20 protein-coding genes are annotated in these 23,993 nt (G+C 57.7%); 4 read left to right on the forward strand and 16 right to left on the reverse strand.

Annotation, left to right across the window (positions count from 1 at the left end; translation table 11 throughout):
• Positions 1-9: 9 nt before the first annotated feature.
• Entirely contained in the window at positions 10-423 is a 414-nt protein-coding gene (locus BLW11_RS11700; RefSeq protein WP_048358577.1) for an NADH-quinone oxidoreductase subunit A, read from the reverse strand.
• A gap of 801 nt (positions 424-1,224) precedes the next feature.
• Here BLW11_RS11700 and BLW11_RS11705 point away from each other — a divergent pair.
• Positions 1,225-1,965, forward strand: coding sequence for an SDR family NAD(P)-dependent oxidoreductase (locus BLW11_RS11705; RefSeq protein WP_048358576.1), 741 nt, complete (start codon positions 1,225-1,227; stop codon positions 1,963-1,965).
• Between the two features lie 185 nt (positions 1,966-2,150).
• Here BLW11_RS11705 and aceA read toward each other — a convergent pair whose 3' ends face one another.
• From aceA to BLW11_RS11750, 9 genes are all read right to left on the reverse strand, one after another.
• Positions 2,151-3,476, reverse strand: a complete 1,326-nt coding sequence (gene aceA / locus BLW11_RS11710; protein WP_048358575.1) for an isocitrate lyase — start codon at positions 3,474-3,476, stop codon at positions 2,151-2,153.
• Between the two features lie 241 nt (positions 3,477-3,717).
• Positions 3,718-4,461, reverse strand: coding sequence for a secretin N-terminal domain-containing protein (locus BLW11_RS11715; RefSeq protein ID WP_048358574.1), 744 nt, complete (start codon positions 4,459-4,461; stop codon positions 3,718-3,720).
• Positions 4,462-4,650: 189 nt separating this feature from the next.
• Positions 4,651-5,073 carry a GNAT family N-acetyltransferase gene (locus tag BLW11_RS11720; RefSeq protein ID WP_048358573.1) on the reverse strand — a complete coding sequence of 141 codons (423 nt, stop codon included), beginning with the start codon at positions 5,071-5,073 and terminating at the stop codon, positions 4,651-4,653.
• Positions 5,066-6,232, reverse strand: a complete 1,167-nt coding sequence (locus tag BLW11_RS11725) for a ribosomal protein uL16 3-hydroxylase (protein WP_048358572.1) — start codon at positions 6,230-6,232, stop codon at positions 5,066-5,068. The genes BLW11_RS11720 and BLW11_RS11725 overlap by 8 nt, the downstream gene beginning before the upstream one ends.
• 83 nt (positions 6,233-6,315) lie before the next feature.
• Entirely contained in the window at positions 6,316-7,686 is a 1,371-nt protein-coding gene (gene purB, locus BLW11_RS11730; protein ID WP_048358571.1) for an adenylosuccinate lyase, read from the reverse strand.
• Positions 7,687-7,814: 128 nt separating this feature from the next.
• Positions 7,815-8,438: a high frequency lysogenization protein HflD gene (hflD, locus tag BLW11_RS11735; RefSeq protein WP_048358570.1), complete on the reverse strand. Its 624-nt coding sequence runs from the start codon at positions 8,436-8,438 to the stop codon at positions 7,815-7,817.
• Complete coding sequence (gene mnmA, locus BLW11_RS11740; RefSeq protein ID WP_048358569.1) at positions 8,435-9,568, reverse strand: tRNA 2-thiouridine(34) synthase MnmA; 1,134 nt, start codon at positions 9,566-9,568, stop codon at positions 8,435-8,437. Before mnmA ends, hflD begins: the two co-directional genes overlap by 4 nt.
• Positions 9,569-9,627: 59 nt before the next feature.
• Positions 9,628-10,074, reverse strand: coding sequence for an NUDIX hydrolase (locus tag BLW11_RS11745; RefSeq protein ID WP_048358568.1), 447 nt, complete (start codon positions 10,072-10,074; stop codon positions 9,628-9,630).
• A 194-nt stretch (positions 10,075-10,268) separates the two neighbouring features.
• The gene (locus BLW11_RS11750) at positions 10,269-12,494 is read right to left on the reverse strand and encodes an NADP-dependent isocitrate dehydrogenase (protein ID WP_048358567.1); all 2,226 of its coding nucleotides are present in this window, start codon (positions 12,492-12,494) and stop codon (positions 10,269-10,271) included.
• A gap of 463 nt (positions 12,495-12,957) precedes the next feature.
• Here BLW11_RS11750 and icd point away from each other — a divergent pair, with 463 nt between their 5' ends.
• Complete coding sequence (gene icd / locus BLW11_RS11755) at positions 12,958-14,214, forward strand: NADP-dependent isocitrate dehydrogenase (RefSeq protein WP_048358566.1); 1,257 nt, start codon at positions 12,958-12,960, stop codon at positions 14,212-14,214.
• 78 nt (positions 14,215-14,292) lie between these two features.
• Here the strand turns inward: icd and BLW11_RS11760 are convergent, their stop codons facing one another.
• Entirely contained in the window at positions 14,293-14,568 is a 276-nt protein-coding gene (locus BLW11_RS11760) for a cold shock domain-containing protein (RefSeq protein ID WP_048358565.1), read from the reverse strand.
• Between the two features lie 228 nt (positions 14,569-14,796).
• On the opposite strand from BLW11_RS11760, the gene clpS reads away from it, so the two are divergent.
• Both clpS and clpA read left to right on the forward strand, forming a co-directional pair.
• Positions 14,797-15,159, forward strand: coding sequence for an ATP-dependent Clp protease adapter ClpS (clpS, locus tag BLW11_RS11765; protein ID WP_048358564.1), 363 nt, complete (start codon positions 14,797-14,799; stop codon positions 15,157-15,159).
• A gap of 29 nt (positions 15,160-15,188) precedes the next feature.
• On the forward strand, positions 15,189-17,459 hold the full coding sequence (gene clpA, locus BLW11_RS11770; RefSeq protein WP_048358563.1) for an ATP-dependent Clp protease ATP-binding subunit ClpA: 2,271 nt from the start codon (positions 15,189-15,191) through the stop codon (positions 17,457-17,459).
• Between the two features lie 52 nt (positions 17,460-17,511).
• On the opposite strand, the gene BLW11_RS11775 is transcribed toward clpA, so the two are convergent.
• From BLW11_RS11775 to BLW11_RS11795, 5 genes are all read right to left on the reverse strand, one after another.
• Complete coding sequence (locus BLW11_RS11775) at positions 17,512-19,149, reverse strand: Na/Pi cotransporter family protein (RefSeq protein ID WP_048358562.1); 1,638 nt, start codon at positions 19,147-19,149, stop codon at positions 17,512-17,514.
• Positions 19,150-19,218: 69 nt separating this feature from the next.
• Complete coding sequence (gene mgtA / locus BLW11_RS11780; protein WP_048358561.1) at positions 19,219-21,933, reverse strand: magnesium-translocating P-type ATPase; 2,715 nt, start codon at positions 21,931-21,933, stop codon at positions 19,219-19,221.
• 227 nt (positions 21,934-22,160) lie between these two features.
• A complete protein-coding gene (locus BLW11_RS11785) occupies positions 22,161-22,400 on the reverse strand; it encodes a hypothetical protein (RefSeq protein WP_048358560.1) in 240 nt (79 codons plus the stop codon).
• Positions 22,401-22,924: 524 nt separating this feature from the next.
• Positions 22,925-23,143, reverse strand: a complete 219-nt coding sequence (gene infA / locus BLW11_RS11790; protein ID WP_002553999.1) for a translation initiation factor IF-1 — start codon at positions 23,141-23,143, stop codon at positions 22,925-22,927.
• A gap of 98 nt (positions 23,144-23,241) precedes the next feature.
• Complete coding sequence (locus tag BLW11_RS11795; RefSeq protein WP_048358559.1) at positions 23,242-23,949, reverse strand: arginyltransferase; 708 nt, start codon at positions 23,947-23,949, stop codon at positions 23,242-23,244.
• Positions 23,950-23,993: the final 44 nt, after the last annotated feature.

The following is a 23,993-nucleotide window of genomic DNA, read 5'->3' on the forward strand; positions in this document are numbered from 1 at the left end:
GCCAAAGCCTCATTGTTTCAGCTTGGCCTGCCGCTTGCGACGAGCTTCCGGTGCCCAATCAAGAGCACCCACCCGAAATAGGTAGACAAGGCCTGCCAACAGAATTGCTATGAAAACGAGAGCTTCGACGAATCCGGTCCAGCCGCTTTCGCGAACGGACACAGACCATGCAAAGAGATAGAGGGCTTCGATATCGAAGATCACGAACAACATCGCGACCAGATAGAATTTGGCTGAGAGCCGCAAGCGGGCGCCACCGGTAGGTAGCATGCCCGACTCGAACGGTTCGTTTTTGCTGCGACCCCAGGCTTTTGACCCGAGGAGGCTGGAGACGCCAAGCATGAAGGCACAAAGGCCGACAACGCCGAGAAGGAAAATGGCAAAGCCCCAGTTATGGGCTATGAGTCCTGTCGCTTCGGGCATGCTGGTAATCCTTAACAGAGAGCAAGAGTCTCTGAGCTTGAAAAAGAAATAAAGCAGTGACGTTATGTCGCAGTGCTATTGGTGGCCGGGATTTTATGGCTAAACACCCAGCAAGTAAATTTTCTAAGATGAATTAATTCAGTCCTTTAGTGGTATGGCCTTCCTGGAATGTGCTGTAAGCCTTGTGCTGCGGGCGTTACAGCGAGTTTTGTTGATTATGTTTTACCGCGCCGGTAATCAACAATAGCCACTCTAAATGATAATCAATATTGTTTGAGTGCGGCGCCGTGCTGTGTCCCGGTTGAAGTTGGCTTATATATGCGCACTTCGCAAGTTTTGAACTTGGCTTTTTAACCTGAATCCGGTTTCGGCTTATGGATCTGGGTCAGTTTTTTCGACGGATTGGTCTCTTGTGGTAGTTGATGAGGCGCAAAGGCTTCGATCCGTCGCGAAGCGGCCGTAAAAAAACGTGTCCTCGATTTTTCTGACCGGGCGTGTCAGCAGTTTTGGCGGCGTGGTGTACCAGGCTACTCACAGCCTACGTGCCTCGGCAGCGACTACAGGGTTTGCGGGAGTCTTCAGGAAAAAACGCCCCGATCCATCAGGGTTTGGTACATATCGTGTCGAAATATTCTTGGTCATCAGCTTGCCCCGCAGGCTTGATTGTCGGGTGCCGGATAATTAGCCTCTGACTATGTGATCTTTGATTTACAGGGCGAACCTGCAAGCCCTGTTTGTGCATTGGCAGCCGTCATACCGCAATACTCTCCAGTCTTCGAACAATAATAATGAGTGTGTGTCATGAATAAACTTGTGGTGATTACCGGCGGCAATTCAGGTATTGGCGAAGCCTGTGCCTGGCGCTTTGCAAGGGAAGGGTACGAAGTAATTATCTGTTCGCGGCGGGAGGCGAAAAACCAGGAATTGTGCGAAAGCCTTCATGCGATGGGGGCTCGGGCGCACGGTTATGCAGTCGATATGCGTGACTCTGTTGCGTTGAGTGCGGTTTTCCAGGAGATCAAAGCGAATCACCCTCCAGTGGATTGTCTGATTAACAGCATGGGTATTGAAGGGTCGTCCTTCACGTTGACCGAAGATTATGCAGACGATATTTTCGACGATGTCATGGCGACCAATGTCAAAGCGCCATGGTTGTGCATGAAGGCTGTTCTGCCTCGCATGCGAGAGCTGGGGCGGGGGAGTATCGTCAATGTAGCTTCATTGGCCGGGCTGCGTGCCAGCGTCACTGGCGGTACTGCTTACACCGCGAGCAAGCATGCCTTGGTGGGAATGACCAGGGCTGCTGCCAGAGAGTACGCACCCTTTGGGGTTCGGATAAATGCAGTGTGCCCCGGGTTTGTCAAAACACCCATGCTGGAAGATATTTTCGGGCAAGAGCTGGAGCAGGCTGCAAGCACCTATCCCTTGAATCGTATCTGTGAAAAAGAAGAAGTTGCCAATACCATTTACTGGTTGGCTTCAGATGAAGCCTCTTATGTAACTGGCATCGCCATGCCAGTGGATGGGGGACTGGTGGCCTAGATTGCCCTGGCTTTATGTATTCAGCCGCAGCAGGCGGAGTGTTTTCTTGGCTTGGGCCGCTACCTGTAGATCTACCGTAATTTGGAATTCGCTTTTGCTTGCTGGCCATTAAAAACAATAAACCCGCAGCTTCTTCGGAAGTTGCGGGTTTATTTTGTCTGGCCTAAATCAGCCGTTTGCTGTGATCAGTGGAACTGTTCTTCTTCCGTCGAGCCGGTCAGGGCGGTCACCGAAGACGAGCCACCCTGGATGACGGTGGTCATGTCGTCGAAGTAGCCGGTGCCCACTTCCTGCTGGTGCGCCACAAAGGTGTAGCCTTTGGAGGCGTCAGCGAATTCCTGCTCTTGCAGTTTCACGTAGGCAGTCATGTCGTTGCGGGCGTAGTCGTGCGCCAGGTTGAACATGCTGTGCCACATGTTGTGAATGCCCGCCAGGGTGATGAACTGGTGCTTGTAGCCCATTGCCGACAGTTCGCGCTGGAACTTGGCGATGGTCGCGTCGTCCAGGTTTTTCTTCCAGTTGAAGGAAGGCGAGCAGTTGTACGACAGCAGTTGGTCCGGGTATTCCTTTTTGATCGCTTCAGCAAAGCGACGGGCTTCGTCCAGGTCCGGTTTGGCCGTTTCGCACCAGATCAGGTCGGCATAAGGAGCGTATGCCAGACCGCGAGCGATGGCTTGGTCCAGGCCGGCGCGTACTTTGTAGAAGCCTTCCTTGGTGCGCTCGCCAGTTACGAACGGCTGATCGTACGGGTCGCAGTCAGAGGTCAGCAGGTCAGCCGCGTTGGCGTCGGTGCGGGCCAGGATGATGGTCGGCGTGCCGGCAACGTCAGCAGCCAGACGGGCAGCGGTCAGCTTTTGAACGGCTTCCTGGGTTGGCACCAGTACCTTGCCGCCCATGTGGCCGCATTTTTTAACCGAGGCCAGCTGGTCTTCGAAGTGAACGCCGGCGGCGCCCGCTTCAATCATGCTTTTCATCAGCTCGTAAGCGTTCAGAACGCCGCCGAAACCGGCTTCAGCGTCAGCCACGATCGGTGCGAAGTAGTCGATGTAACCCTCGTCGCCCGGGTTTTTACCGGCTTTCCACTGGATCTGGTCGGCACGACGGAACGAGTTATTGATGCGTTTGACCACGGTTGGAACGGAGTCCACCGGGTACAGCGATTGGTCCGGGTACATGGATTCGGCAGAGTTGTTGTCTGCCGCCACTTGCCAACCCGACAGGTAGATAGCCTGGATACCGGCTTTCACCTGTTGCACTGCTTGGCCCCCGGTCAGGGCGCCCATGCAGTTGACGAAATCTTTCTCAGGACGGAAGGACGGGTGTGCGCCCTGTGTCACCAGTTTCCACAGCTTGTCGGCACCCATTTTTGCAAAGGTGTGCTCGGGTTGAACCGAGCCGCGCAGGCGGACCACGTCAGCAGCGGAGTAATCGCGAGTCACGCCTTTCCAGCGTGGGTTTTCGGCCCAGTCTTTCTCAAGGGCTGCAATTTGCTGTTCGCGTGTCAGTGCCATGGTGGTAAACCTCGTCGCATAGGTCTGGATTGAAAAGTGGTTGCTCCACCAGGCACACAACAATGTTGTTTGAGTCTGTGCGTGAATGGCTGCTCGCTTCGGGCAGTACAGGCCCCAGAGCCTTTGCGGGGCCTCTGATCAGCGGGAGCGGGGCCATCATGCCCTTGCATTTTTGAGGCGTCAAATGTTTTGTAGTGCTTTTTTTATAACACTACATAATTGCGAAAAAACGACTCCCCAGTCAGTTTTGGCCCTTTTGGTCGAGTGCGTCGACTTTTACCCGAACCGTCATGTCATCCCGGCTTTGAGTAGAGTAACTGCGGGTTTGCGCCTGATTGTCGTCTTGATTGCGGCCGTTGATGCCCGCCAGGGTGATCCATTGCCCCAAAGGCCCGCTGACGTGTGTGTCGGTACTTTGTGTGTTCACTACATCCGGCTGTTCCTGACTCATGCGGTCGCGGGTTGTGCTGATCGCCAGGTGTACCGTTTCACTCGTAACGCTGGCGGTGACGTAAAAGCCCTGGGTGACGTTGCGATAGTCGGTCTGCGCCATCACCCGGCCATAAACGTCTGTCTGGATGCTGGTTAGTGGCACGCTTTGCCCTGTTTGAATGAATGCAGGGGTGCCCTCGGTGGTCTGGATTTTCTGAGTGCCGCCGTCGCGGCTTGCGGTACTGATTACGCGGGTGTTCGGGGCGGTGTCCGCGAGGTTGCTGTCGCGGGTGTCGACAGTGATCAGCAAGCGTCTGGCAGGCTTGTCGAGTTTCGAGAGCAGGTCTTCGAGGTTTTGAATTTTTGAGGCAGATGCCTCGACGATCAATTGATTGCCGTAAGCGCTGACCTTGCCGTTTTTGCCGACAAAGTTTTGGGCGATGGGGAGCAGCTCCGTGCTGGTGCGGTTCTGCAGGGTGATGACCTGCGTGTCGGCCTGGGCGCTGAGGCTGGATGCCAGCAAGAGGCTGGCGATGATGGCGCGTAGGGACATGTCCGTTATCTCCGCAATGCTGAAAAAGCTTGAAGGGAGTGTGCCAGATAGCAAAACGCCCCGCGATCCGAAGATGGCAGGGCGTTTTGCAAAACTACTGTGGGAGCGAGCCTGCTCGCGACGTTTTCAAGAGCGCCGCGCTAGCAGCCTTCGCGAGCAGGCTCGCTCCCACAAAGATGGGTGTGGCAGTTAGCTCGCGCGCACCATATCAACGTGCGGAATCCCTGCTTCCAGGAATTCTGCGCTGACGATCTTGAAGCCCAGTCGCTCATAGAACGGCGTGGCATGCACTTGTGCGCTGAGCATTTGCTGCTTCAGCCCGCGCTTTTCAGCTTCAAGGATGGTGGCTTGCATCAGCGCGTCGCCGACTTTCAGCCCGCGCCAGTCCTTGAGCACTGACACGCGCCCGATATGGCCGTCCGGCAACAGCCGGGCGGTACCAATCGGAAAGTCGCCTTCATAGGCCAGAAAATGCACGGCATCGGCATCGTCTGCATCCCACTCCAGTTCAGGCGGTACAGATTGTTCGGCAATAAAAACCGCCTCACGAATGCGTCGAAGTTCGGCGTTGTCCTTTTGCCAGTCGGCGACACGTACGTGAATGCTATTCATCAGCGAACCCCAGGCTTCCTTGTTTAACCAGCTCGCAGAGCAGGTTGCGACCATCTTCGTCGGCCAGCCATGCGCCGAGGTTGTCAGTGTGCAGCGCATCGGCGGCACAAATCATTTTTAGCAGCTCGCGCATTTTGCCCGGCAACAGGCGGCTTTGACCGCTGGCGAACAGCAGCAGGTCTTCATCGACTTCGGACCATGCCAGACGGGCGCTCGGGTTGCGGATCAGGATGGCGCCCTGTTCCAGGCTGCCCAACAGGTCTTCTTCTTCGAGCTCGGGGCCGGTCACGAGTTCCGGATAACGCGGCTCGGTCATGAACTGGCCGAACCAGGTCAACAGCATGCGCTCATCGCTCATGTGCTCGGCCAGCAGGCCCTTGAGGCGGTCGAGGGCGTCGTGCTGGATCTGGTGAGGGTCGCTCACCGGCTGCGCATCGGCGTCGGTGTAGCGGTCTTCGTCCGGCAGGTACTGGCTCAGGAAGTCGGTGAAGTGGGTCAGTACTTCAGCGGCGCTCGGGGCGCGGAAGCCCACCGAGTAAGTCAGGCACTCGTCCACGGCTACGCCGCAATGGGCCAGGCGTGGCGGCAGGTAAAGCATGTCGCCGGGTTCCAGGGTCCACTCGTCGGTGGCCTCGAAGTCGGCGAGGATGCGCAGGTCGGCGTGCTCCAGCAGCTTGCTGTCGGAGTCGCACATCTGGCCGATCTGCCAGTGGCGCTTGCCGTGGCCTTGCAGCAGGAACACGTCGTAGTTGTCAAAGTGCGGGCCGACGCTGCCACCCGGAGCGGCGTAGCTCATCATCACGTCGTCGATGCGCCAGCTCGGCAGGAAACGGAAGTTCTCCAGCAATTCGCCGACTTCAGGCACGAACTGATCGACTGCTTGTACCAGCAGGGTCCACTCGCGCTCTGGCAGTTTGCTGAATTCGTCTTCGCCAAACGGGCCGCGGCGCAATTCCCATGGGCGCTCGCCGTGCTCGATGATCAGGCGCGATTCGACTTCTTCTTCGAGTGCCAGACCGGCCAGTTCGTCGGGGTCGATCGGGCTTTCGAAATCAGGAATGGCCTGGCGGATCAGCAGCGGTTTTTTCTGCCAGTAGTCACGCATGAACTCGCGCGCAGTGATGCCACCCAGAAGTTGAAGAGGAATATCAGGATTCATGTGTAACCTATTGAAAAATTGCACTTTGTAATCGGGAATAAAAACGCCCGGCACGGCCGGGCGTTAATAGGTCGTTGCAGCGATCAGATACGCTTGGCTTGCTCGACCGCGTTGCCAATGTAGTTGGCAGGGGTCAGCAGCTTCAGCTCGGCTTTGGCCGCTTCCGGCATTTCAAGGCCGTCGATGAAAGTTTGTAGTGCTTGTGGGCTGATGCCCTTGCCGCGGGTCAACTCTTTGAGCTTCTCGTACGGGTTTTCAATGTTGTAGCGGCGCATCACGGTCTGGATCGGCTCGGCTAGAACTTCCCAGCAAGCGTCCAGGTCAGCAGCGATTTTTTGAGCATTCAGCTCAAGTTTGCTGATGCCTTTGAGGCTGGCTTCGTACGCGATCACGCTGTGGGCGAAGCCGACACCGAGGTTGCGCAGTACGGTGGAGTCGGTCAGGTCGCGCTGCCAGCGGGAGATTGGCAACTTGCTGGCCAAATGCTGGAACAGGGCGTTGGCGATACCCAGGTTGCCTTCGGAGTTTTCGAAGTCGATCGGGTTGACCTTGTGCGGCATGGTCGAGGAACCGATTTCGCCAGCGATGGTGCGCTGCTTGAAATAGCCCAGGGAGATGTAGCCCCAGATATCGCGATCGAAGTCGATCAGGATGGTGTTGAAGCGTGCGATGGCGTCAAACAGCTCGGCGATGTAATCGTGCGGTTCGATCTGGGTGGTGTACGGGTTGAAACCCAGGCCCAGCTCGTCTTCGATGAAGGCGCGGGCGTTTTCTTCCCAGTCGATGTCCGGGTAGGCCGACAGGTGGGCGTTGTAGTTGCCCACGGCGCCGTTGATTTTACCCAGCAGCGGTACGGCTGCAACCTGGGCGATTTGACGCTCCAGACGGTAAACCACGTTGGCCAGTTCTTTGCCCAGGGTGGTCGGCGAAGCCGGTTGACCATGGGTGCGCGACAGCATTGGCACGTCAGCGAACTTGATGGCCAGTTCGCGGATGGCTTGAGCGGTTTGACGCATCAGCGGCAGCATCACGTCATCACGGCCTTCGCGCAGCATCAGGGCGTGGGACAGGTTGTTGATGTCCTCGCTGGTGCAGGCGAAGTGGATGAACTCACTGACGTTGGCCAGTTCAGGCAGCTTGGCGGCCTGTTCCTTGAGCAGGTACTCAATGGCTTTTACGTCGTGGTTGGTGGTGCGCTCGATCTCTTTGACGCGCTCGGCGTGTTCCAGAGAGAAGTTTTCGGCCAGTTCATTGAGAACGGCGTTAGCTTCGGCGGAGAAGGCCGGGACTTCAGGGATGGCAGCGTGAGCAGCCAGGCGCTGGAGCCAGCGGACTTCAACCAGAACGCGAGCACGGATCAAGCCGTATTCGCTGAAAATTGGGCGCAGGGCCTGGGTTTTGCCGGCGTAGCGGCCGTCAACAGGGGAAACCGCAGTGAGCGAAGAAAGCTGCATGGGGTGTTCTCGGACAGTCGGGCAACGAAATGGGGCGCGTATCATACATGAAAAAAACGGCCGGTCCGTTGCCAACTGACCGGCGTCATACGCGTATCGACGTTACAAAGCGTGCTTGCTGGCGTGCTTCAGTTGCCGCGCAGCATGGGGTAAAGCTCTTTGAGCAGCTTGCGGCGGCTGATGACCAGCTGCCAGCGGTGGCCGCCCAATTGACGCCAAAGCCGTGCTGAGCGGATACCGGCCAGCAGCAGGGCGCGAATCTTTGAGGCATTGTTCGGTTGTTGCAGATTGCGCATGTCGCCGTGTACCTGGATCCGCTGGCGCAAGGTGCTCAGGGTGTCCTGATACAGCGCGCCACAGGCAGCAACCACGTTCTCGTGCGCCGGGCCGAAATGCTCGACCTGGGACTGGATCTGCGGCAAACGCTTGCCGATCAGCTCCATCATGTCATTGCGCTTGGCCAGCTGGCGCTCAAGCCCGAGCATCGAGAGTGCGTAGCGCAAGGGCTCGCGCTGCAGGGTGTTGGGGTCGCGCTCAAGGGCGCCGATCAGGGCGCGATAGCCTTCACGCAGGTTGATGTCGTCACCGCCGTACACTTCCAGAGTGTCCTTGGGGTCGCGAATCAACAGGCTGCCGAGCATGCAGCTCAGGTCGGCTTCGCTCACTTGCCCGGTCTTGGCGATCTTGTCCACCAGTACCGCGGCGAGGAACACGCCACCCAGGGCTACCAGTTGCTCCTGAGTGGTATTCATGGCCGCTTGCCCTTGCTCGACCAGGGCTCCGCCACTTCGATCACACCGCCACCCAGGCACACTTCACCCTCGTAAAACACCACGGACTGGCCGGGGGTGACCGCGCGTTGCGGGTCATCGAAGGTGGCGCGGTAGCCCGTGGCGGTTTTTTCCAGGGTGCAGGGTTGATCGCCTTGGCGATACCGGACCTTGGCCGTCAGACGGCGCGGGGTGCTGAGGTCGATCGGGTTGACCCAGTAGATTTCGGAGGCGAGCAGGGCGCCAGAGAACAGCCACGGGTGATCGTTGCCTTGGCCGACGATCAGCTCGTTGTGCTCCAGATCCTTGATCAGCACGTACCACGGCTCGTCGCTGGCGTCTTTCAGACCGCCGATGCCCAGGCCCTGACGCTGGCCGATGGTGTGATACATGAGGCCGTGGTGGCGGCCGATGACTTCACCTTCGGTGTTCTTGATCTCGCCAGGCTGTGCCGGCAGGTATTGCTTGAGGAAGTCGCTGAAACGGCGCTCGCCGATAAAGCAGATCCCGGTGGAGTCTTTTTTCTTCGCCGTGGCCAGATCGTGCTTTTCAGCGATCCTGCGCACTTCGGGTTTTTCCAGCTCGCCGACCGGGAACAGGGTTTTGGCGATCTGTTCGCCGCCGACGGCGTGCAGGAAGTAGCTTTGGTCCTTGTTCGGATCAAGGCCTTTGAGCAGCTCTGTACGGCCATCAATGTCGCGACGGCGAACATAATGGCCGGTGGCGATCAGGTCGGCGCCGAGCATCAGGGCGTAGTCGAGGAACGCCTTGAACTTAATTTCGCGATTGCACAGGATGTCCGGGTTCGGCGTACGACCGGCCTTGTATTCGGCCAGGAAGTGTTCGAACACATTGTCCCAGTACTCGGCGGCAAAGTTGGCAGTGTGCAGCTTGATGCCAATTTTGTCGCACACGGCCTGGGCGTCTGCCAGATCATCCATGGCGGTGCAGTAATCCGTTCCGTCGTCTTCCTCCCAGTTCTTCATGAACAGGCCTTCCACCTGGTAGCCCTGCTCCATGAGCAGAACGGCGGAAACGGAAGAATCAACACCGCCGGACATGCCGACAATGACGCGCTGCTTTTCGGGGGCGACTAAGGCTGGATCACGCATAAGGTTTCAATGAGTGTCTTGAAAAAGGACGCGATTCTAGCAGGCCCGAGCGCTCAAGGCTAAACCGAAGGGCGGATTAACGTCAGGTCGAACAGTTTACCGTCCAGATAATCGTCGATGCACTGCAGGGTCAGCTCGCTGCGCCAGCGATCGCGTTGCTCGATCAGCTCGTCGCGGGTCAGCCAGAGCGGGCCGATGATGCCTGTATCCAGCTGGTAATCGGGGTGATGCCTGAGGGCTTTGCCGGCAAAGCAGATGCGTTGGTAGGTCACGCCGTTGCTGGGGGCGGTGTAGAGGTAAATGCCGATTACGCCGGTCAGTTCGACGTCGTAGCCGGTTTCTTCGAGGGTTTCGCGGATGGCGGCCTCGATCAGGCTCTCGTTCGGGTCCAGATGCCCGGCCGGTTGGTTGAGTACTGCGCGGTCGCGCTTGAGTTCTTCAACCATCAGAAAGCGGCCATTGTCTTCAACGACAGTGGCGACGGTGATGTGGGGTTTCCATTCCATGGGGTGTTCTCGAGGGTGATTAAGCTGTGGGAGCGAGCCAGCTCGCGAAAATATCAAGAGCACCGCGATTATCCACTAAATACTCTGTCCATAACGATCTTCGCGAGCAGGCTCGCGCCCACAGGTTTTGTGTTCATCTATAAAACACAAACCCCGGCGTCGTGGGCCGGGGTCTGTGGTGTTGCCTGTTGCTCTTACACCAGTGAGGCGATGATCGCGTTCAGCGTGGCGCTAGGGCGCATCACTTTGCTCAGCTTGTCGGCGTCGGCGTGGTAGTAGCCACCGATGTCGACTGGCTTGCCCTGCACGGCGTTGAGTTCGGCAACGATTTTTGCCTCGTTCTCGGCCATGGCTTTTGCTACTGGAGCAAACTGGGCTTGCAGCTCTTTGTCTTCAGTCTGGGCAGCCAGGGCCTGAGCCCAGTACAGCGCCAGGTAGAAGTGGCTACCGCGGTTGTCGATGTTGCCGACTTTGCGCGATGGCGATTTGTTGTTGTCGAGGAACTGGCCGGTAGCCTGGTCCAGGGTCTTGGCCAGCACCAACGCTTTCGGGTTGTTGTAGGTTGTGCCCAGGTGCTCCAGGGAAGCAGCCAGTGCCAGGAATTCACCCAGCGAGTCCCAGCGCAGGAAGTTCTCTTCCAGCAGCTGTTGAACGTGCTTGGGAGCCGAACCGCCTGCGCCGGTTTCGAACAGACCGCCGCCATTCATCAGCGGAACGATCGACAGCATCTTGGCGCTGGTGCCCAGTTCCATGATCGGGAACAGGTCAGTCAGGTAGTCGCGCAGTACGTTGCCGGTCACCGAGATGGTGTCCAGACCCTTGCGGGTGCGTTCCAGGGTGAAGTTCATGGCGTCTACCGGCGCCATGATGCGAATGTCCAGGCCGCTGGTGTCGTGATCCTTCAGGTAGGCTTCTACCTTTTTGATCATCTGGGCGTCGTGGCTACGCTTTGGATCGAGCCAGAACACGGCCGGGGTGTTGCTGGCGCGAGCGCGGTTGACGGCCAGTTTGACCCAGTCGCGGATCGGCGCGTCTTTAACCTGGCACATGCGCCAGATATCGCCGGTTTCGACTTTTTGTTCCATCAGCACGTTGCCGTTGCTGTCAGTCACGCGAACAACGCCGTCGGCCTTGATCTGGAAAGTCTTGTCGTGGGAGCCGTACTCTTCGGCTTTTTGCGCCATCAGGCCAACGTTTGGCACGCTGCCCATGGTGGTCGGATCGAAAGCGCCGTGCTTCTGGCAGTCTTCGATGGTCGCCTGGTAGATAGTGGCGTAGCAGCGATCCGGGATCACGGCCTTGGTGTCTTGCAGCTTGCCTTCGGTGTTCCACATCTTGCCGGAATCACGAATCATGGCCGGCATCGAGGCGTCGACGATTACGTCGCTCGGCACGTGCAGGTTGGTGATGCCTTTGTCGGAGTTGACCATGGCCAGCGCAGGGCGGTTGGCGTACACGGCCTGGATGTCGGCTTCGATTTCAGCTTGCTTCTCGGCTGGCAGCGCCTTGATGCGGGCGTACAGATCGCCGATACCGTTGTTCAGGTTGAAACCGATTTCTTTCAGGATGTCAGCGTGTTTTTCCAGCGCGTCCTTGTAGAACTCGGCCACGATCTGACCAAACATGATCGGGTCGGAGACCTTCATCATGGTGGCTTTCAAGTGAACCGAGAACAATACGCCTTGCTTCTTGGCGTCTTCGATTTCGGCCGCTATGAACTGACGCAGGGCTTTTTTGCTCATGACGGAGCAGTCGATGATCTCACCGGCCTGAACGGCGGTTTTTTCTTTCAGGACGGTGGTGGTGCCGTCTTGAGCGATCAGTTCGATTTTAACGCTGCCCGGCGCTTCGATCAGGGCGGCTTTTTCGCTGGCGTAGAAGTCGCCTTCGCTCATGTGAGCAACGTGGGACTTGGAGTCTGCAGCCCAGGCGCCCATTTTGTGCGGGTGCTTGCGAGCGTAGTTCTTGACCGACAGCGGTGCGCGGCGGTCAGAGTTGCCTTCGCGCAGTACCGGGTTTACGGCGCTGCCCATGACTTTGCTGTAACGCGCTTTGACTTCTTTGTCGGCGTCAGTGGTCACGGTTTCCGGGTAGTCCGGGATGTCGAAGCCCTGCGCTTGCAGTTCTTTGATCGCGGCCTGCAATTGCGGGACCGAGGCGCTGATGTTAGGCAGCTTGATGATGTTGGCTTCAGGTGTAACGGCCAGGGCGCCCAGTTCGGCGAGGTGGTCCGCTACGGCCTTGGCACCCAATTGCTCGGGGAAGCTGGCGAGAATGCGGCCTGCAAGGGAGATGTCACGCGTCTCAACAGCAATATCAGCGGGCGCAGTGAAGGCTTCGATGATAGGCAGCAGTGAATAGGTGGCGAGCGCCGGAGCTTCGTCGGTGAAGGTATAGATGATCTTCGAACGGTTGGGCATTTCGGATTAACTCTCTTCTTTGCTGAGCGTGCTCAGATTCTCGAGATGCGCAGGGTAGGCGCTTTCGTTCACAGTGAACAATGAACCGAAAGTCGAGGTTCTTCGCGGTGATGTGAATGCATCAGTAGAGCGTCAAGCGGTCGAACCGGGGTAACGGCTCAGCCTTTCTAGGCCTGAAAGACTCATTCCAGTAGGTGTTTCACAGTGACTCCGTGGTCACCGGCGCAGTATACATAGGTCACTAAGGTTGCTGCGAGGGGTGGCGCTTATCACGAATCATCCATTGGTCTAAGACCCTGCGTCAAAATGCCCTTATTTTTGGCGTTTTACCCCCTGTTTACGGGGTTGTCAGGGCGGTTGGCAGCGGCTGGAGCGGTGTGTGCGGAACATTAAGTTTGCGTGTCGATTTAACTGGGGTACGCTCGGGATCGGCATGATGTTCCACCCACAAATGGAGTTCAGCATGGGATACAACAAGATCAAGGTTCCAGCCGCAGGTGAGAAAATCACCGTCAACGCCGACCACTCTCTCAATGTTCCTGACAACCCCATCATCCCCTACATTGAAGGCGATGGAATTGGCGTCGATATCAGCCCGGTGATGATCAAGGTTGTCGATGCAGCTGTCAGCAAGGCCTACGCCGGCAAGCGCAAGATCTCCTGGATGGAAGTCTATGCGGGGGAGAAAGCCACCCAGGTCTACGACCAGGATACCTGGCTGCCCCAGGAAACCCTGGATGCGGTGAAGGATTACGTGGTGTCCATCAAGGGCCCGCTGACAACCCCGGTGGGTGGTGGCATTCGCTCGCTGAACGTGGCCCTGCGCCAACAACTCGATCTGTATGTATGCCTGCGCCCGGTGCGCTGGTTTGAAGGCGTGCCCAGCCCGGTCAAAAAGCCCGGCGACGTCGACATGACGATCTTTCGCGAGAACTCCGAAGACATTTATGCCGGGATCGAATGGAAGGCCGGTTCGCCCGAGGCGATCAAAGTCATCAAGTTCCTGAAAGAAGAAATGGGCGTGACCAAGATCCGTTTCGACCAGGACTGCGGGATCGGCGTCAAGCCTGTGTCCCGGGAAGGTACCCGGCGTCTGGCGCGCAAGGCGCTGCAATACGTGGTGGATAACGACCGCGAGTCGCTGACCATTGTTCACAAGGGCAACATCATGAAGTTCACCGAAGGTGCCTTCAAGGAGTGGGCCTATGAGGTGGCTGCCGAAGAGTTCGGCGCTACCTTGCTCGATGGCGGCCCCTGGATGCAGTTCAAGAATCCGAAAACCGGGCGCAAGGTGGTAGTCAAGGATGCGATTGCCGACGCCATGCTGCAGCAGATCCTGTTGCGCCCGGCTGAATATGACGTGATTGCGACGCTCAACCTCAACGGTGACTACCTGTCCGATGCCTTGGCCGCTGAAGTGGGGGGCATTGGCATTGCGCCGGGGGCCAACCTGTCGGACACCATTGCCATGTTCGAAGCTACCCACGGCACGGCGCCCAAATATGCGGGCAAGGACCAGGTCAATCCGGGCTCCTTGATTCTGTCTGCAGAAATGATGCTGCGGCATATGGGCTGGGTCGAGGCGGCAGACCTGATCATCAAGGGCACCAATGGTGCGATCTCGGCCAAAACCGTGACCTACGACTTCGAGCGGCTGATGGATGGCGCTACGCTGGTTTCGTCGTCGGGCTTCGGCGATGCGCTGATCGCGCACATGTGAGCTGATCAGGCATAAAAAACCGGTCGACTCGCGTGATGGAGTCGACCGGTTTTTTTATGCGTCGGATTCTGCGGCGGGTCAGACCGTGAGGGTAGTCACCTCTAGCTCAGTCGTCGGGGCGGCGGCGGGCTGGGCGTTAGTGATAGCAACAGCATGCAGGCCCTTGGGGCCCTGGGTGATTTCGAAGCTCACAGGCTGGCCGGCCTTGAGGGTCTTGTAACCATCCATCTGGATTGCTGAAAAATGTGCAAAAAAGTCGATCGTGTTTCCGTGTTCGTCGATGCCTTCCTTGGCCTGCGTATTAATAAAGCCGAAGCCTTTCGCGTTGTTGAACCACTTGACCTTGCCTTGCATACTCATATCCCTCTGCTGCAAACAACTCCATCACTGGAGTATCATCCAGTTCACTCGCACAGAAACCAGTAATTATGGTTGACTGTGCGGACCATTTTTCCCACTGTGGGCAGTAATGGTTGTAACACCGTTTTACCGATAGTCAAGGTCACGCGGCGGCGCGGTTGAAATTTGACACGTTTGCCTCCATCACTGTATCTGCACAACCTACGACGAACCTTTTTTTCCATGCATGCAATCAGCCAGACTCGACTAACATTCAATCAGGATCATCCGGATTCTGATTACGAAGATTCCGCTGGCTTGGCTGTGCAAGAGGCTAAGCCTGCGCTTCAGGCGCCGCCGATGTACAAGGTGGTTTTGTTTAACGATGACTACACACCCATGGATTTCGTTGTCGAAATACTTGAGGTGTTCTTTAACTTGAATCGCGAATTGGCGACCAAGGTCATGCTGGCCGTCCATACAGAAGGACGGGCCGTGTGCGGAATTTTTACCCGCGATATCGCCGAGACCAAGGCCATGCAGGTAAACCAGTACGCGCGTGAAAGCCAGCATCCGCTACTCTGTGAAATCGAGAAGGACGGTTAACGCCGACCACTTGGGTATGAGGTGAAGCCATGTTAAATCGCGAGCTCGAAGTCACCCTCAATCTTGCCTTCAAGGAAGCCCGCTCCAAGCGTCATGAGTTCATGACGGTTGAGCATCTCCTTTTAGCGCTTTTGGATAATGAGGCGGCCGCAACCGTTCTACGCGCCTGTGGCGCAAACCTCGACAAACTCAAGCATGACCTGCAAGAGTTTATTGACTCCACGACTCCCCTGATTCCCGTCCACGACGAAGACCGTGAAACCCAGCCAACCCTGGGCTTCCAGCGTGTCTTGCAGCGTGCCGTATTCCACGTGCAAAGCTCCGGCAAGCGTGAAGTGACGGGCGCAAATGTGCTGGTTGCCATCTTCAGCGAACAGGAAAGCCAGGCGGTGTTCCTGCTCAAGCAGCAGAGCGTGGCGCGCATTGATGTCGTCAACTTCATTGCCCACGGCATCTCCAAGGTACCGGGGCATGGTGATCACACCGACGGCGACCATGAAATGCAGGATGAAGAGGGTGGCGAATCGTCATCTTCGAGCAATCCTCTGGACGCCTATGCCAGCAACCTGAACGAACTGGCCCGCCAGGGCCGTATCGACCCGCTGGTCGGGCGTGAAATGGAAGTTGAGCGAGTTGCCCAGATCCTGGCGCGGCGTCGCAAAAACAACCCGTTGCTGGTCGGCGAGGCAGGTGTGGGTAAAACCGCGATTGCCGAGGGCCTGGCCAAGCGTATCGTCGACAATCAGGTGCCGGACCTGCTGGCTAACAGCATCGTCTACTCCCTTGATCTCGGCGCCTTGCTGGCGGGCACCAAGTACCGTGGCGATTTTGAGAAGCGCTTCAAGGCGTTGCTCGGTGAGCTGAAAAAACGCCCTCAGGCGATTCTGTTCATCGACGAAATTCATACCATTATCGGTGCGGGCGCGGCCTCTGGCGGCGTGATGGATGCTTCCAACCTGCTCAAGCCTTTGTTGTCTTCAGGTGACATTCGTTGCATCGGCTCTACCACGTTCCAGGAATTTCGCGGGATCTTCGAGAAAGATCGTGCCCTGGCGCGCCGCTTCCAGAAAGTCGACGTGTCCGAGCCTTCTGTTGAAGACACCATCGGCATCCTGCGCGGGCTCAAGGGTCGCTTCGAACAGCATCACGGCATCGAGTACAGCGATGAGGCCCTGCGCGCAGCGGCTGAGCTGGCTTCGCGCTACATCAATGACAGGCACATGCCGGACAAGGCCATCGACGTGATCGACGAGGCGGGTGCCTATCAGCGCCTGCAGCCGGTCGAGAAACGGGTCAAGCGCATTGAAGTGGCTCAGGTTGAAGACATCGTGGCGAAAATCGCCCGTATTCCGCCTAAACACGTCTCCGTCTCCGACAAGGAGCTGTTGCGCAACCTTGAACGTGACCTGCGTTTGACCGTGTTCGGTCAGGATGCGGCGATCGACTCGTTGTCGACGGCGATCAAGCTGTCCCGTGCCGGGCTCAAGTCGCCTGACAAACCAGTGGGTTCGTTCCTGTTCGCAGGTCCCACCGGTGTGGGCAAAACCGAGGCCGCGCGTCAATTGGCCAAGGCATTGGGCATCGAGCTGATCCGCTTCGACATGTCCGAGTACATGGAGCGCCACACCGTATCGCGTCTGATCGGTGCCCCTCCAGGCTACGTGGGCTTTGACCAGGGCGGTTTGCTGACCGAGGCCATCACCAAACAGCCTCACTGCGTATTGCTGCTCGACGAGATCGAAAAGGCGCACCCGGAAGTCTTTAACCTGCTGTTGCAGGTCATGGACCACGGTACGCTGACCGATAACAACGGGCGCAAGGCAGACTTCCGCAACGTGATCGTCATCATGACCACCAACGCGGGTGCTGAAACGGCTTCTCGGGCTTCGATCGGGTTTACTCATCAGGATCATGCTTCCGATGCCATGGAAGCGATCAAGAAGAGCTTCACCCCCGAGTTCCGTAACCGCCTGGACACCATCATTCAGTTTGGTCGCCTCAGTCACGAGGTTATCAAGCATGTGGTGGACAAGTTCCTTACCGAACTGCAGGCGCAGCTGGAAGACAAGCACGTGCAGCTTGAGGTGTCGGACGCGGCGCGTGGCTGGTTGGCCGCGGGTGGCTATGACGCACTGATGGGCGCACGCCCGATGGCGCGTTTGATCCAGGACAAGATCAAGCGTCCGCTGGCCGAGGAAATCCTCTTTGGCGAACTGGCCGACCATGGCGGTGTGGTACACATCGACCTGGAGAATGGCGAGCTGACCTTCGAGTATGAAACTTCAGTCGAAATGGCTTGATGTAACAACGCAGTAAAAAAGGCGCCTTCGGGCGCCTTTTTGCTGTCAGGAGTCAGATCAGGCCTGGGGCTGGTGCATGCTCGGCGTTGCGCTCCAGCACCGGGTAGCCCAGGGCGGCAATATGGTGATGAACACGACGGTAGTCGCGCAGTACCCGCTGAAAGATATCCCCGGATTCGGCCCAGGCGGTCTTGTCGTTTTGCAGCTTGCGAAAGTGCTCGCGGCTGGCTCTTGCTTCCAGTTTGCGCATGGTTTCCTTGTGGCTGATCAGGGTGTCAGCCGCGGCTACGTCTTCGCGTAAAAACGCAGTAATGGCCAGGTTCAGGCTGTCCAGCAGGGCCAGGTGCATGGCCTGGATATGAATCAGCTCAAACGAGGAAAAGCGTTCACCCCGGCGAGTCCTGCGAATAGCCAGCTGCGCCAGGTTGTTGAGGATGTCACCGGCATGCTCCAGATTGATCACAAACATCAGGATTTCCTGCGCGCGGTCGGCATCGGCATCACTCAGGCCATCCTGGCCAATGTCGGCAAGATAGGCGCGGATCGCCGCACTTAGCAGGTCCACGGAGTGATCCAGTTGGCGCACCTTGTCCATCGTCTGCTGAACGGGCTTCTCGAACAGCTGCAAGACCTGGTTAAGCATCAGGGATGTCATGTCCGCCAGGCGCAAGGCTTCCCGCACGCTATTGGACAGCCCGATGTTGGCCACTTCCAGCCCGGCCTCGTCTAAATATTGCGGCATGCCCGGGTCTGCTGGCGGTTCCTGCTGTGGAAACAGACGCGTCAGCAGGCGAGCGCAAGGCTCGGTCAACCCGATAAACACCACCGCCAGCAGCAGATTGAACGCGGTGTGCAGGTACACGACCCACTGCGCGAGACCGATATCGGTGCGGGCCATGTAGGTGGCCATCAGCGGCAGGCATGGCAGCAATGCCAGCGTGCCGAGCAGGCGGATCAACAGGTTGCCCACTGGCAGGCGTCGCGCTACGGGCGAGCTGGCACTCATCACCGACGGCAGGGCACCGCCGATATTGGCGCCGAGCATCAGGGCGATGGCGGTGGCCGGGGTCATCATGCCAGCGCCTGCCAAAGAGGCGATAAGCAGCACGACCGCGACGCTGGAGTGGCAGATCCAGGTCAGCAGCACGGCGGCGACCACTGCAATGATCACGTCACCTTCCAGACTTTGCATCACGGCGCGAAACACCGAGGTTGCTTCCATATGACCCAGGCTGGCGCTGAGTAAGCCCAGGGCCAGCAGCATCAGACCGAGGCCAATCAGTGCGCAGCCGACGCTTTCATGGCGCGAATCGTCGCGCAGGCGGAAGACGATAAAGCCCACCAGCAGCACGATCGGCATCGCCAGTGAGGTGTCGAAGCTCAGCAGTTGCACCACGAGGGTCGAACCGATGTTCGCCCCCAGCATCACCGCCAGGGCTGGTGCCAGGCCCAGGGTGCCGGCAGCGGTAAACGAGGTTGCCATCAGGCTGACCGCCGTACTGCTTTGCAGTACACCGGTGATACCGATTCCGGAAATCAGCGCCATCCAGCGGTTGTTGAGGTTGCGCCCCATCCAGTTGCGTAGTTGAGTGCCGAACCCGCGTAGCAGGGCCGTTGAAATCATATGGGTGCCCCACAGCAAAAGTGCGATGGCGCCCGCGAGGTTGAGCAACAGAGTGGTTCCCGACATAAGGAATCTCCACAAAACAAACATTCATTGTTCTGTGGAGGCCGGCAAGCCGGCCCCCACAGTTTTAGATCAGTACCACTGCTTGAAACGGCGGATGTAGATCGTTTTCATCAGTTGTGCGACGCAGCAGTAGCTGAAGAGGGTGGCTACCAGCCAAGGGAAGTACGACAGCGGCAGCGGCTCCAGGCCGACCATGGTGCCCAGCGGCGAGAACGGCACGTAGATCCCCAGCACAATCACAATGATGGTCATCATGGTCACCGGCCATGCGGCAGTGCTCTGGAAAAACGGGATCTTGCGGGTACGCAGCATGTGGACCACCAGGGTTTGCGACAGCAACCCTTCGATAAACCAGCCGGACTGGAACAGGGTCTGCATTTCCACGCTGTTGGCCGAGAACACGTACCACATCAGGGCGAACGTTGTGATGTCGAAGATCGACGACGTTGGCCCGATCCAGATCATGAAGCGCCCGATGTTCTTGGCGTCCCACTTGCGTGGTTTTTGCAGGTATTCCTTGTCCATCTTGTCCCAGGGCAAGGCCAGCTGGGAGATGTCGTACATCAGGTTTTGCAGCAGCAGGTGAATCGACAGCATTGGCAAAAAGGGGATAAAGGCGCTGGCCACCAGCACCGAGAACACGTTGCCGAAATTGGAGCTGGCGGTCATGTTCAGGTACTTCATGATATTGCCGAAGGTCTCGCGGCCTTTGAGCACGCCTTCTTCCAGCACCATCAGGCTCTTTTCCAGGAGGATGATATCGGCCGATTCCTTGGCGATATCCGTGCCGCTGTCCACCGAGATACCCACGTCCGCGTCGCGCAGGGCGGGCGCATCATTGATGCCATCGCCGAGGAAGCCCACGGTGTGGCCATTGGCTTGCAGGGCTTTCAGCACCCGGGATTTCTGCAGCGGGGTGAGCTTGGCGAACACTGTGCGCTGTTCGACCTCCAGTTGGAGCGCAGCGTCGTCCATCGTCTCGATCTGCGGGCCCAGCAGGGGCGTACCGGGCTCCAGACCCACCTGACGGCAGATTTTGCTGGTGACCACGGCGTTGTCGCCGGTCAGCACTTTGACCGCTACGCCGATGTCCCGCAGGGCAGCAATTGCCGGGCCAGCGGTTTCTTTTGGCGGATCAAGGAAGGTCAGAAAACCGCGGATGACCAGGTCTCGTTCGTCGGCGGTGTTGTATTGCTTGTGCGATTGGTCCTTGGGGATCTCGCGGGTTGCGATCAGCAAAACCCGGAAGCCATCCTCGTTGTACTCGGTGGCCAGAGCCAGCAATTGCTCGCGGCGCGCAGGGTCCAGTGTGATGCAGGTCTCGCCCTCCATCACATGGGTGGCGATGCTGAGCATTTCTTCCACAGCGCCCTTGCACACCATCAGGTGATCGCCGCGGTTGTCCTTGACGATGATCGACAGGCGTCGGCGCACGAAATCGAAGGGCAGCTCATCCACCTTGCTGTAATTGAGCGGGGAGTTGAACTTGGGATCCTGTTGGGCAAACTGCACCACCGCCTGATCCATCAGGTTGCGAATGCCGCTCTGGTAGTGGCTGTTGAGCCAGGCCAGGGCCAGTACCGACTCATCGCGCTTGCCGCTGGCGTCTACGTGATGCTCAAGGATGATGTGGTCCTGGGTCAGGGTGCCGGTCTTGTCCGTGCACAGCACGTCCATCGAGCCCAGGTTCTGGATCGCATTGAGGCGTTTGACCACCACTTTGCGCTTGGCCATGGCGGTGGCGCCCTTGGCCAGGTTGGCGCTGACAATCATTGGCAGCATTTCCGGGGTCAGGCCGACCGCCACTGCCAAGGCAAACAGGAAGGCATCGCCCCAATCGCCCTTGGAGAAACCGTTGAGGAAAAATACGATCGGTACCATGACCAGCATGAAGCGGATCAGCAGCCAGCTCACGCTGTTGACCCCCCGGTCGAACGCGGTTTGCGAGCGAGAACCGACAATTGCCTTGGCCAGTGAGCCAAAGTAAGTGCGCGGGCCGGTAGCAACCACTACGGCGCGGGCAGTCCCGCTGACCACGTTGGTGCCCATGAAGCATATGTTGGGCAGGTCCAGCAGGTTGCTTTGATCCGCCGCGATGCTGGAGGCCGACTTTTGTGTCACGTCGCCCAGGGTGTCGTATTTCTCCACAGGCAAGGCTTCGCCGGTGAGCACGGCCTGGCTGATAAACAAATCCCGGGATTCGATCAGGCGGATATCCGCTGGAATCATGTCGCCCGCCGATAACTGCACGATATCGCCGGCCACCAGTTCACGCATTGGCACTTCACGCACTGAGGCTTTGCCGCCGCTCTTGTCCCGCCGCACAACGGTGGCGGTGGTCCGGACCATGGCCTTGAGGGCTTCAGCGGATTTGGCCGAGCGGTGCTCCTGCCAGAATCGCAGCAAGCTGCTGAGCCCGACCATCAGGCCGATGATGATGACTTTGGTCAGGTCACCCTCTTCGCCATCGCGCTCTGGCAGCCAGTAGTCGGTGACAAAGCTGATAACCGCAAGGGTCAGCAGTACGTAGATGAACGGATTGTGCAGGGCCAGCAGATACTGCATGAAGGCGTGAGGCGGCTTGTCGTGAGCCACTTCGTTATAGCCTTCGCTCTGCAGGCGTTCGGCGGCGTCCTGTTCGGTCAGGCCGGCGGTTGTGGCGCGGACATTGGCCAGGGTGGCCGAGATACCGTTTTGTGCTTCACGGGCGGCACGCATGGACAGTTTGCTGTTGTCGCTTGTGCTGTTTTTGTCTCGAGTTTTAGTGTTTTTTACGGCGCTCATAATGAGTACTCCTGTCGCCAACTCTTGACCAAACATACGTTGGCTTACCTGTTTAAAAGGCGAGCCAATGTATGCCGAGTCGCAAACTTCGCAATCGGTTTAATTGAAGTGTTCAGTGCACTTTAAAGTCCCGCTGTCGCGATATTTTTAATAAGCGCGCAGCGGGTAACGACTGGCTTCTTCCATAAGGAACTCCAGTGAATTAACAGTATTTGATTAATTGATTATCAGCGCCCGATGCGACTCTGCGGGTCCTGAGAGTCGGCCGTGCTCCAGCGCTGCTCCAGTTGGCCTGTGGCAGGGCTGACGCGCCAATGTACCTGGCGGTGCGCAGGTTTTACGCTGGGAACGGGGGTACTGAAGGGTGATTTGGCCGAGCGGGCGCAGGTGGGCTCGCGGGACAGTTTCACGCGCATGCTGGAGGTAAAGGCGCGAACGCCGGGTAGAACAAGGGTTTTAAAGGTCATAACACACCTCGTGACCGGACTGATGCCGGAGAGGTCGTTACGTTGGAGCGTCAGGCTCTAGCGCAGTTAACCCCGCCGTGCAGGCGAGTCCCGTCAATATTTGGGTTTGGCGCCCGGTGTTCCGTATTAACGGTGACCGGACAGCGACTAGATACTGTGTCCATTGGCTTCTTTTGTGAAGTTTATAGGCGGCCTGAATGACCGACCTGTGCAATCTACTCAGGCGACGGTAGCAAGTCAATGTTTAAACTCGGCAAGTGTGTCCGGTACAGCAACGGTTCAGGAAGTTTGAAGGGTTTGAAAGTTTAAGTTGGATCTATAACTAATAAGACAACATAGTGACAGCGGCTCAAGATTTATATATTAAGCCATCCTTGTGGGAGCGAGCCTGCTCGCGAAGGCGGTACAGCGGTTTTTCCGAAAGATCGCCTCGCCTGCTTCGCGAGCAGGCTCGCTTCCGCCGGTACACAAATCGCGGACAAACAAAAACGCCCGGCAGAACCGGGCGTTTTGTATTGACTTGATTAGCGAGCGCGGTAAGTGATGCGCCCTTTGCTCAAGTCATAGGGCGTCAGCTCGACGCGCACTTTGTCGCCGGTAAGAATACGAATGTAGTTCTTGCGCATCTTGCCGGAAATATGCGCGGTTACGACGTGCCCATTTTCCAACTCCACACGAAACATGGTGTTGGGCAGGGTGTCGACGACAGTGCCTTCCATTTCGAAGCTGTCTTCTTTCGACATGCAGTAAAGCCCTCGGTGTCCAATGAATGGCCCGGTGCAACTGCGCCAGGCAAAAGCGGCGTGCATTGTGCCCGAAAAATGGGGTTTAAGCCAAGGGTTCAATCAAGAGAGCTCCATCTCTGATTAATCAGCAGCTCAATGGGCCTGTATTCGGTCTTGTAATTCATCTTTTTGCAGTTCTTGATCCAGTATCCCAGGTACAGCGCATCGAGCTCCAGGCGTCGGGCTTCGGCTATCTGCCAGAGAATCCCGTAACGCCCCAGGCTGCGGCGCTCTTCGTCAGGGTCGTAAAAGGTGTACACGGCGGACAGCCCGTTGGGCAGCACGTCGGTGACGGCCACTGCAAGTAGACGGCCGTCGAGGCGGAACTCGTAGAATCTGGAAAACGCCAGATCGCGCACCAGGAAGGTCGAAAACTGATCGCGGCTGGGCGGATACATGTCGCCGTCGGCATGACGCTGTTCGATATAGCGCCGATAAAGGTCAAAGTGCTCTTCGCTGAAGCCGGGTTTTGCAGCGAGAACCTGCAAGTCGGCGTTGCGCTTGAAAATGCGCTTCTGCTGGCGGTTGGGTTTGAACCGGGCAACAGGGATGCGCGCAGGGGTGCAGGCATCGCACTTCAGGCAATGCGGACGATAGAGATGATCGCCACTGCGCCGAAAACCCATTTCGGATAAATCGGCATATACCTGCACATCCATCGGCTGACTGGGGTCGAGGAACAGCGTCGTGGCCTGTTCGTCAGGCAAGTAGCTGCAAGCGTGAGGTTGAGTGGCATAAAACTTCAAACGCGCCAGCTCGGTCATGATGGGCCCTCGGGAAATCTTTGAATTAAGTGTAAGCCAGCGTA

The sequence above is a fragment of the Pseudomonas deceptionensis genome (assembly GCF_900106095.1).
GTDB lineage: Bacteria > Pseudomonadota > Gammaproteobacteria > Pseudomonadales > Pseudomonadaceae > Aquipseudomonas > Aquipseudomonas deceptionensis.

Coding starts and splice junctions, on each gene's coding strand:
- hflD (WP_048358570.1), bottom strand. CDS start 8,438: ATGAATACCACTCAGGAGCAACTGGTAGCCCTGGGTGGCGTGTTCCTC.
- BLW11_RS11715 (WP_048358574.1), bottom strand. CDS start 4,461: ATGTCCCTACGCGCCATCATCGCCAGCCTCTTGCTGGCATCCAGCCTC.
- BLW11_RS11760 (WP_048358565.1), bottom strand. CDS start 14,568: ATGCAAGGCAAGGTCAAGTGGTTCAACAACGCGAAAGGCTTCGGCTTT.
- aceA (WP_048358575.1), bottom strand. CDS start 3,476: ATGGCACTGACACGCGAACAGCAAATTGCAGCCCTTGAGAAAGACTGG.
- icd (WP_048358566.1), top strand. CDS start 12,958: ATGGGATACAACAAGATCAAGGTTCCAGCCGCAGGTGAGAAAATCACC.
- purB (WP_048358571.1), bottom strand. CDS start 7,686: ATGCAGCTTTCTTCGCTCACTGCGGTTTCCCCTGTTGACGGCCGCTAC.
- BLW11_RS11785 (WP_048358560.1), bottom strand. CDS start 22,400: ATGACCTTTAAAACCCTTGTTCTACCCGGCGTTCGCGCCTTTACCTCC.
- mnmA (WP_048358569.1), bottom strand. CDS start 9,568: ATGCGTGATCCAGCCTTAGTCGCCCCCGAAAAGCAGCGCGTCATTGTC.
- BLW11_RS11775 (WP_048358562.1), bottom strand. CDS start 19,149: ATGTCGGGAACCACTCTGTTGCTCAACCTCGCGGGCGCCATCGCACTT.
- BLW11_RS11750 (WP_048358567.1), bottom strand. CDS start 12,494: ATGCCCAACCGTTCGAAGATCATCTATACCTTCACCGACGAAGCTCCG.
- BLW11_RS11720 (WP_048358573.1), bottom strand. CDS start 5,073: ATGAATAGCATTCACGTACGTGTCGCCGACTGGCAAAAGGACAACGCC.
- BLW11_RS11725 (WP_048358572.1), bottom strand. CDS start 6,232: ATGAATCCTGATATTCCTCTTCAACTTCTGGGTGGCATCACTGCGCGC.
- clpS (WP_048358564.1), top strand. CDS start 14,797: ATGCATGCAATCAGCCAGACTCGACTAACATTCAATCAGGATCATCCG.
- clpA (WP_048358563.1), top strand. CDS start 15,189: ATGTTAAATCGCGAGCTCGAAGTCACCCTCAATCTTGCCTTCAAGGAA.
- BLW11_RS11700 (WP_048358577.1), bottom strand. CDS start 423: ATGCCCGAAGCGACAGGACTCATAGCCCATAACTGGGGCTTTGCCATT.
- mgtA (WP_048358561.1), bottom strand. CDS start 21,933: ATGAGCGCCGTAAAAAACACTAAAACTCGAGACAAAAACAGCACAAGC.
- infA (WP_002553999.1), bottom strand. CDS start 23,143: ATGTCGAAAGAAGACAGCTTCGAAATGGAAGGCACTGTCGTCGACACC.
- BLW11_RS11795 (WP_048358559.1), bottom strand. CDS start 23,949: ATGACCGAGCTGGCGCGTTTGAAGTTTTATGCCACTCAACCTCACGCT.
- BLW11_RS11745 (WP_048358568.1), bottom strand. CDS start 10,074: ATGGAATGGAAACCCCACATCACCGTCGCCACTGTCGTTGAAGACAAT.
- BLW11_RS11705 (WP_048358576.1), top strand. CDS start 1,225: ATGAATAAACTTGTGGTGATTACCGGCGGCAATTCAGGTATTGGCGAA.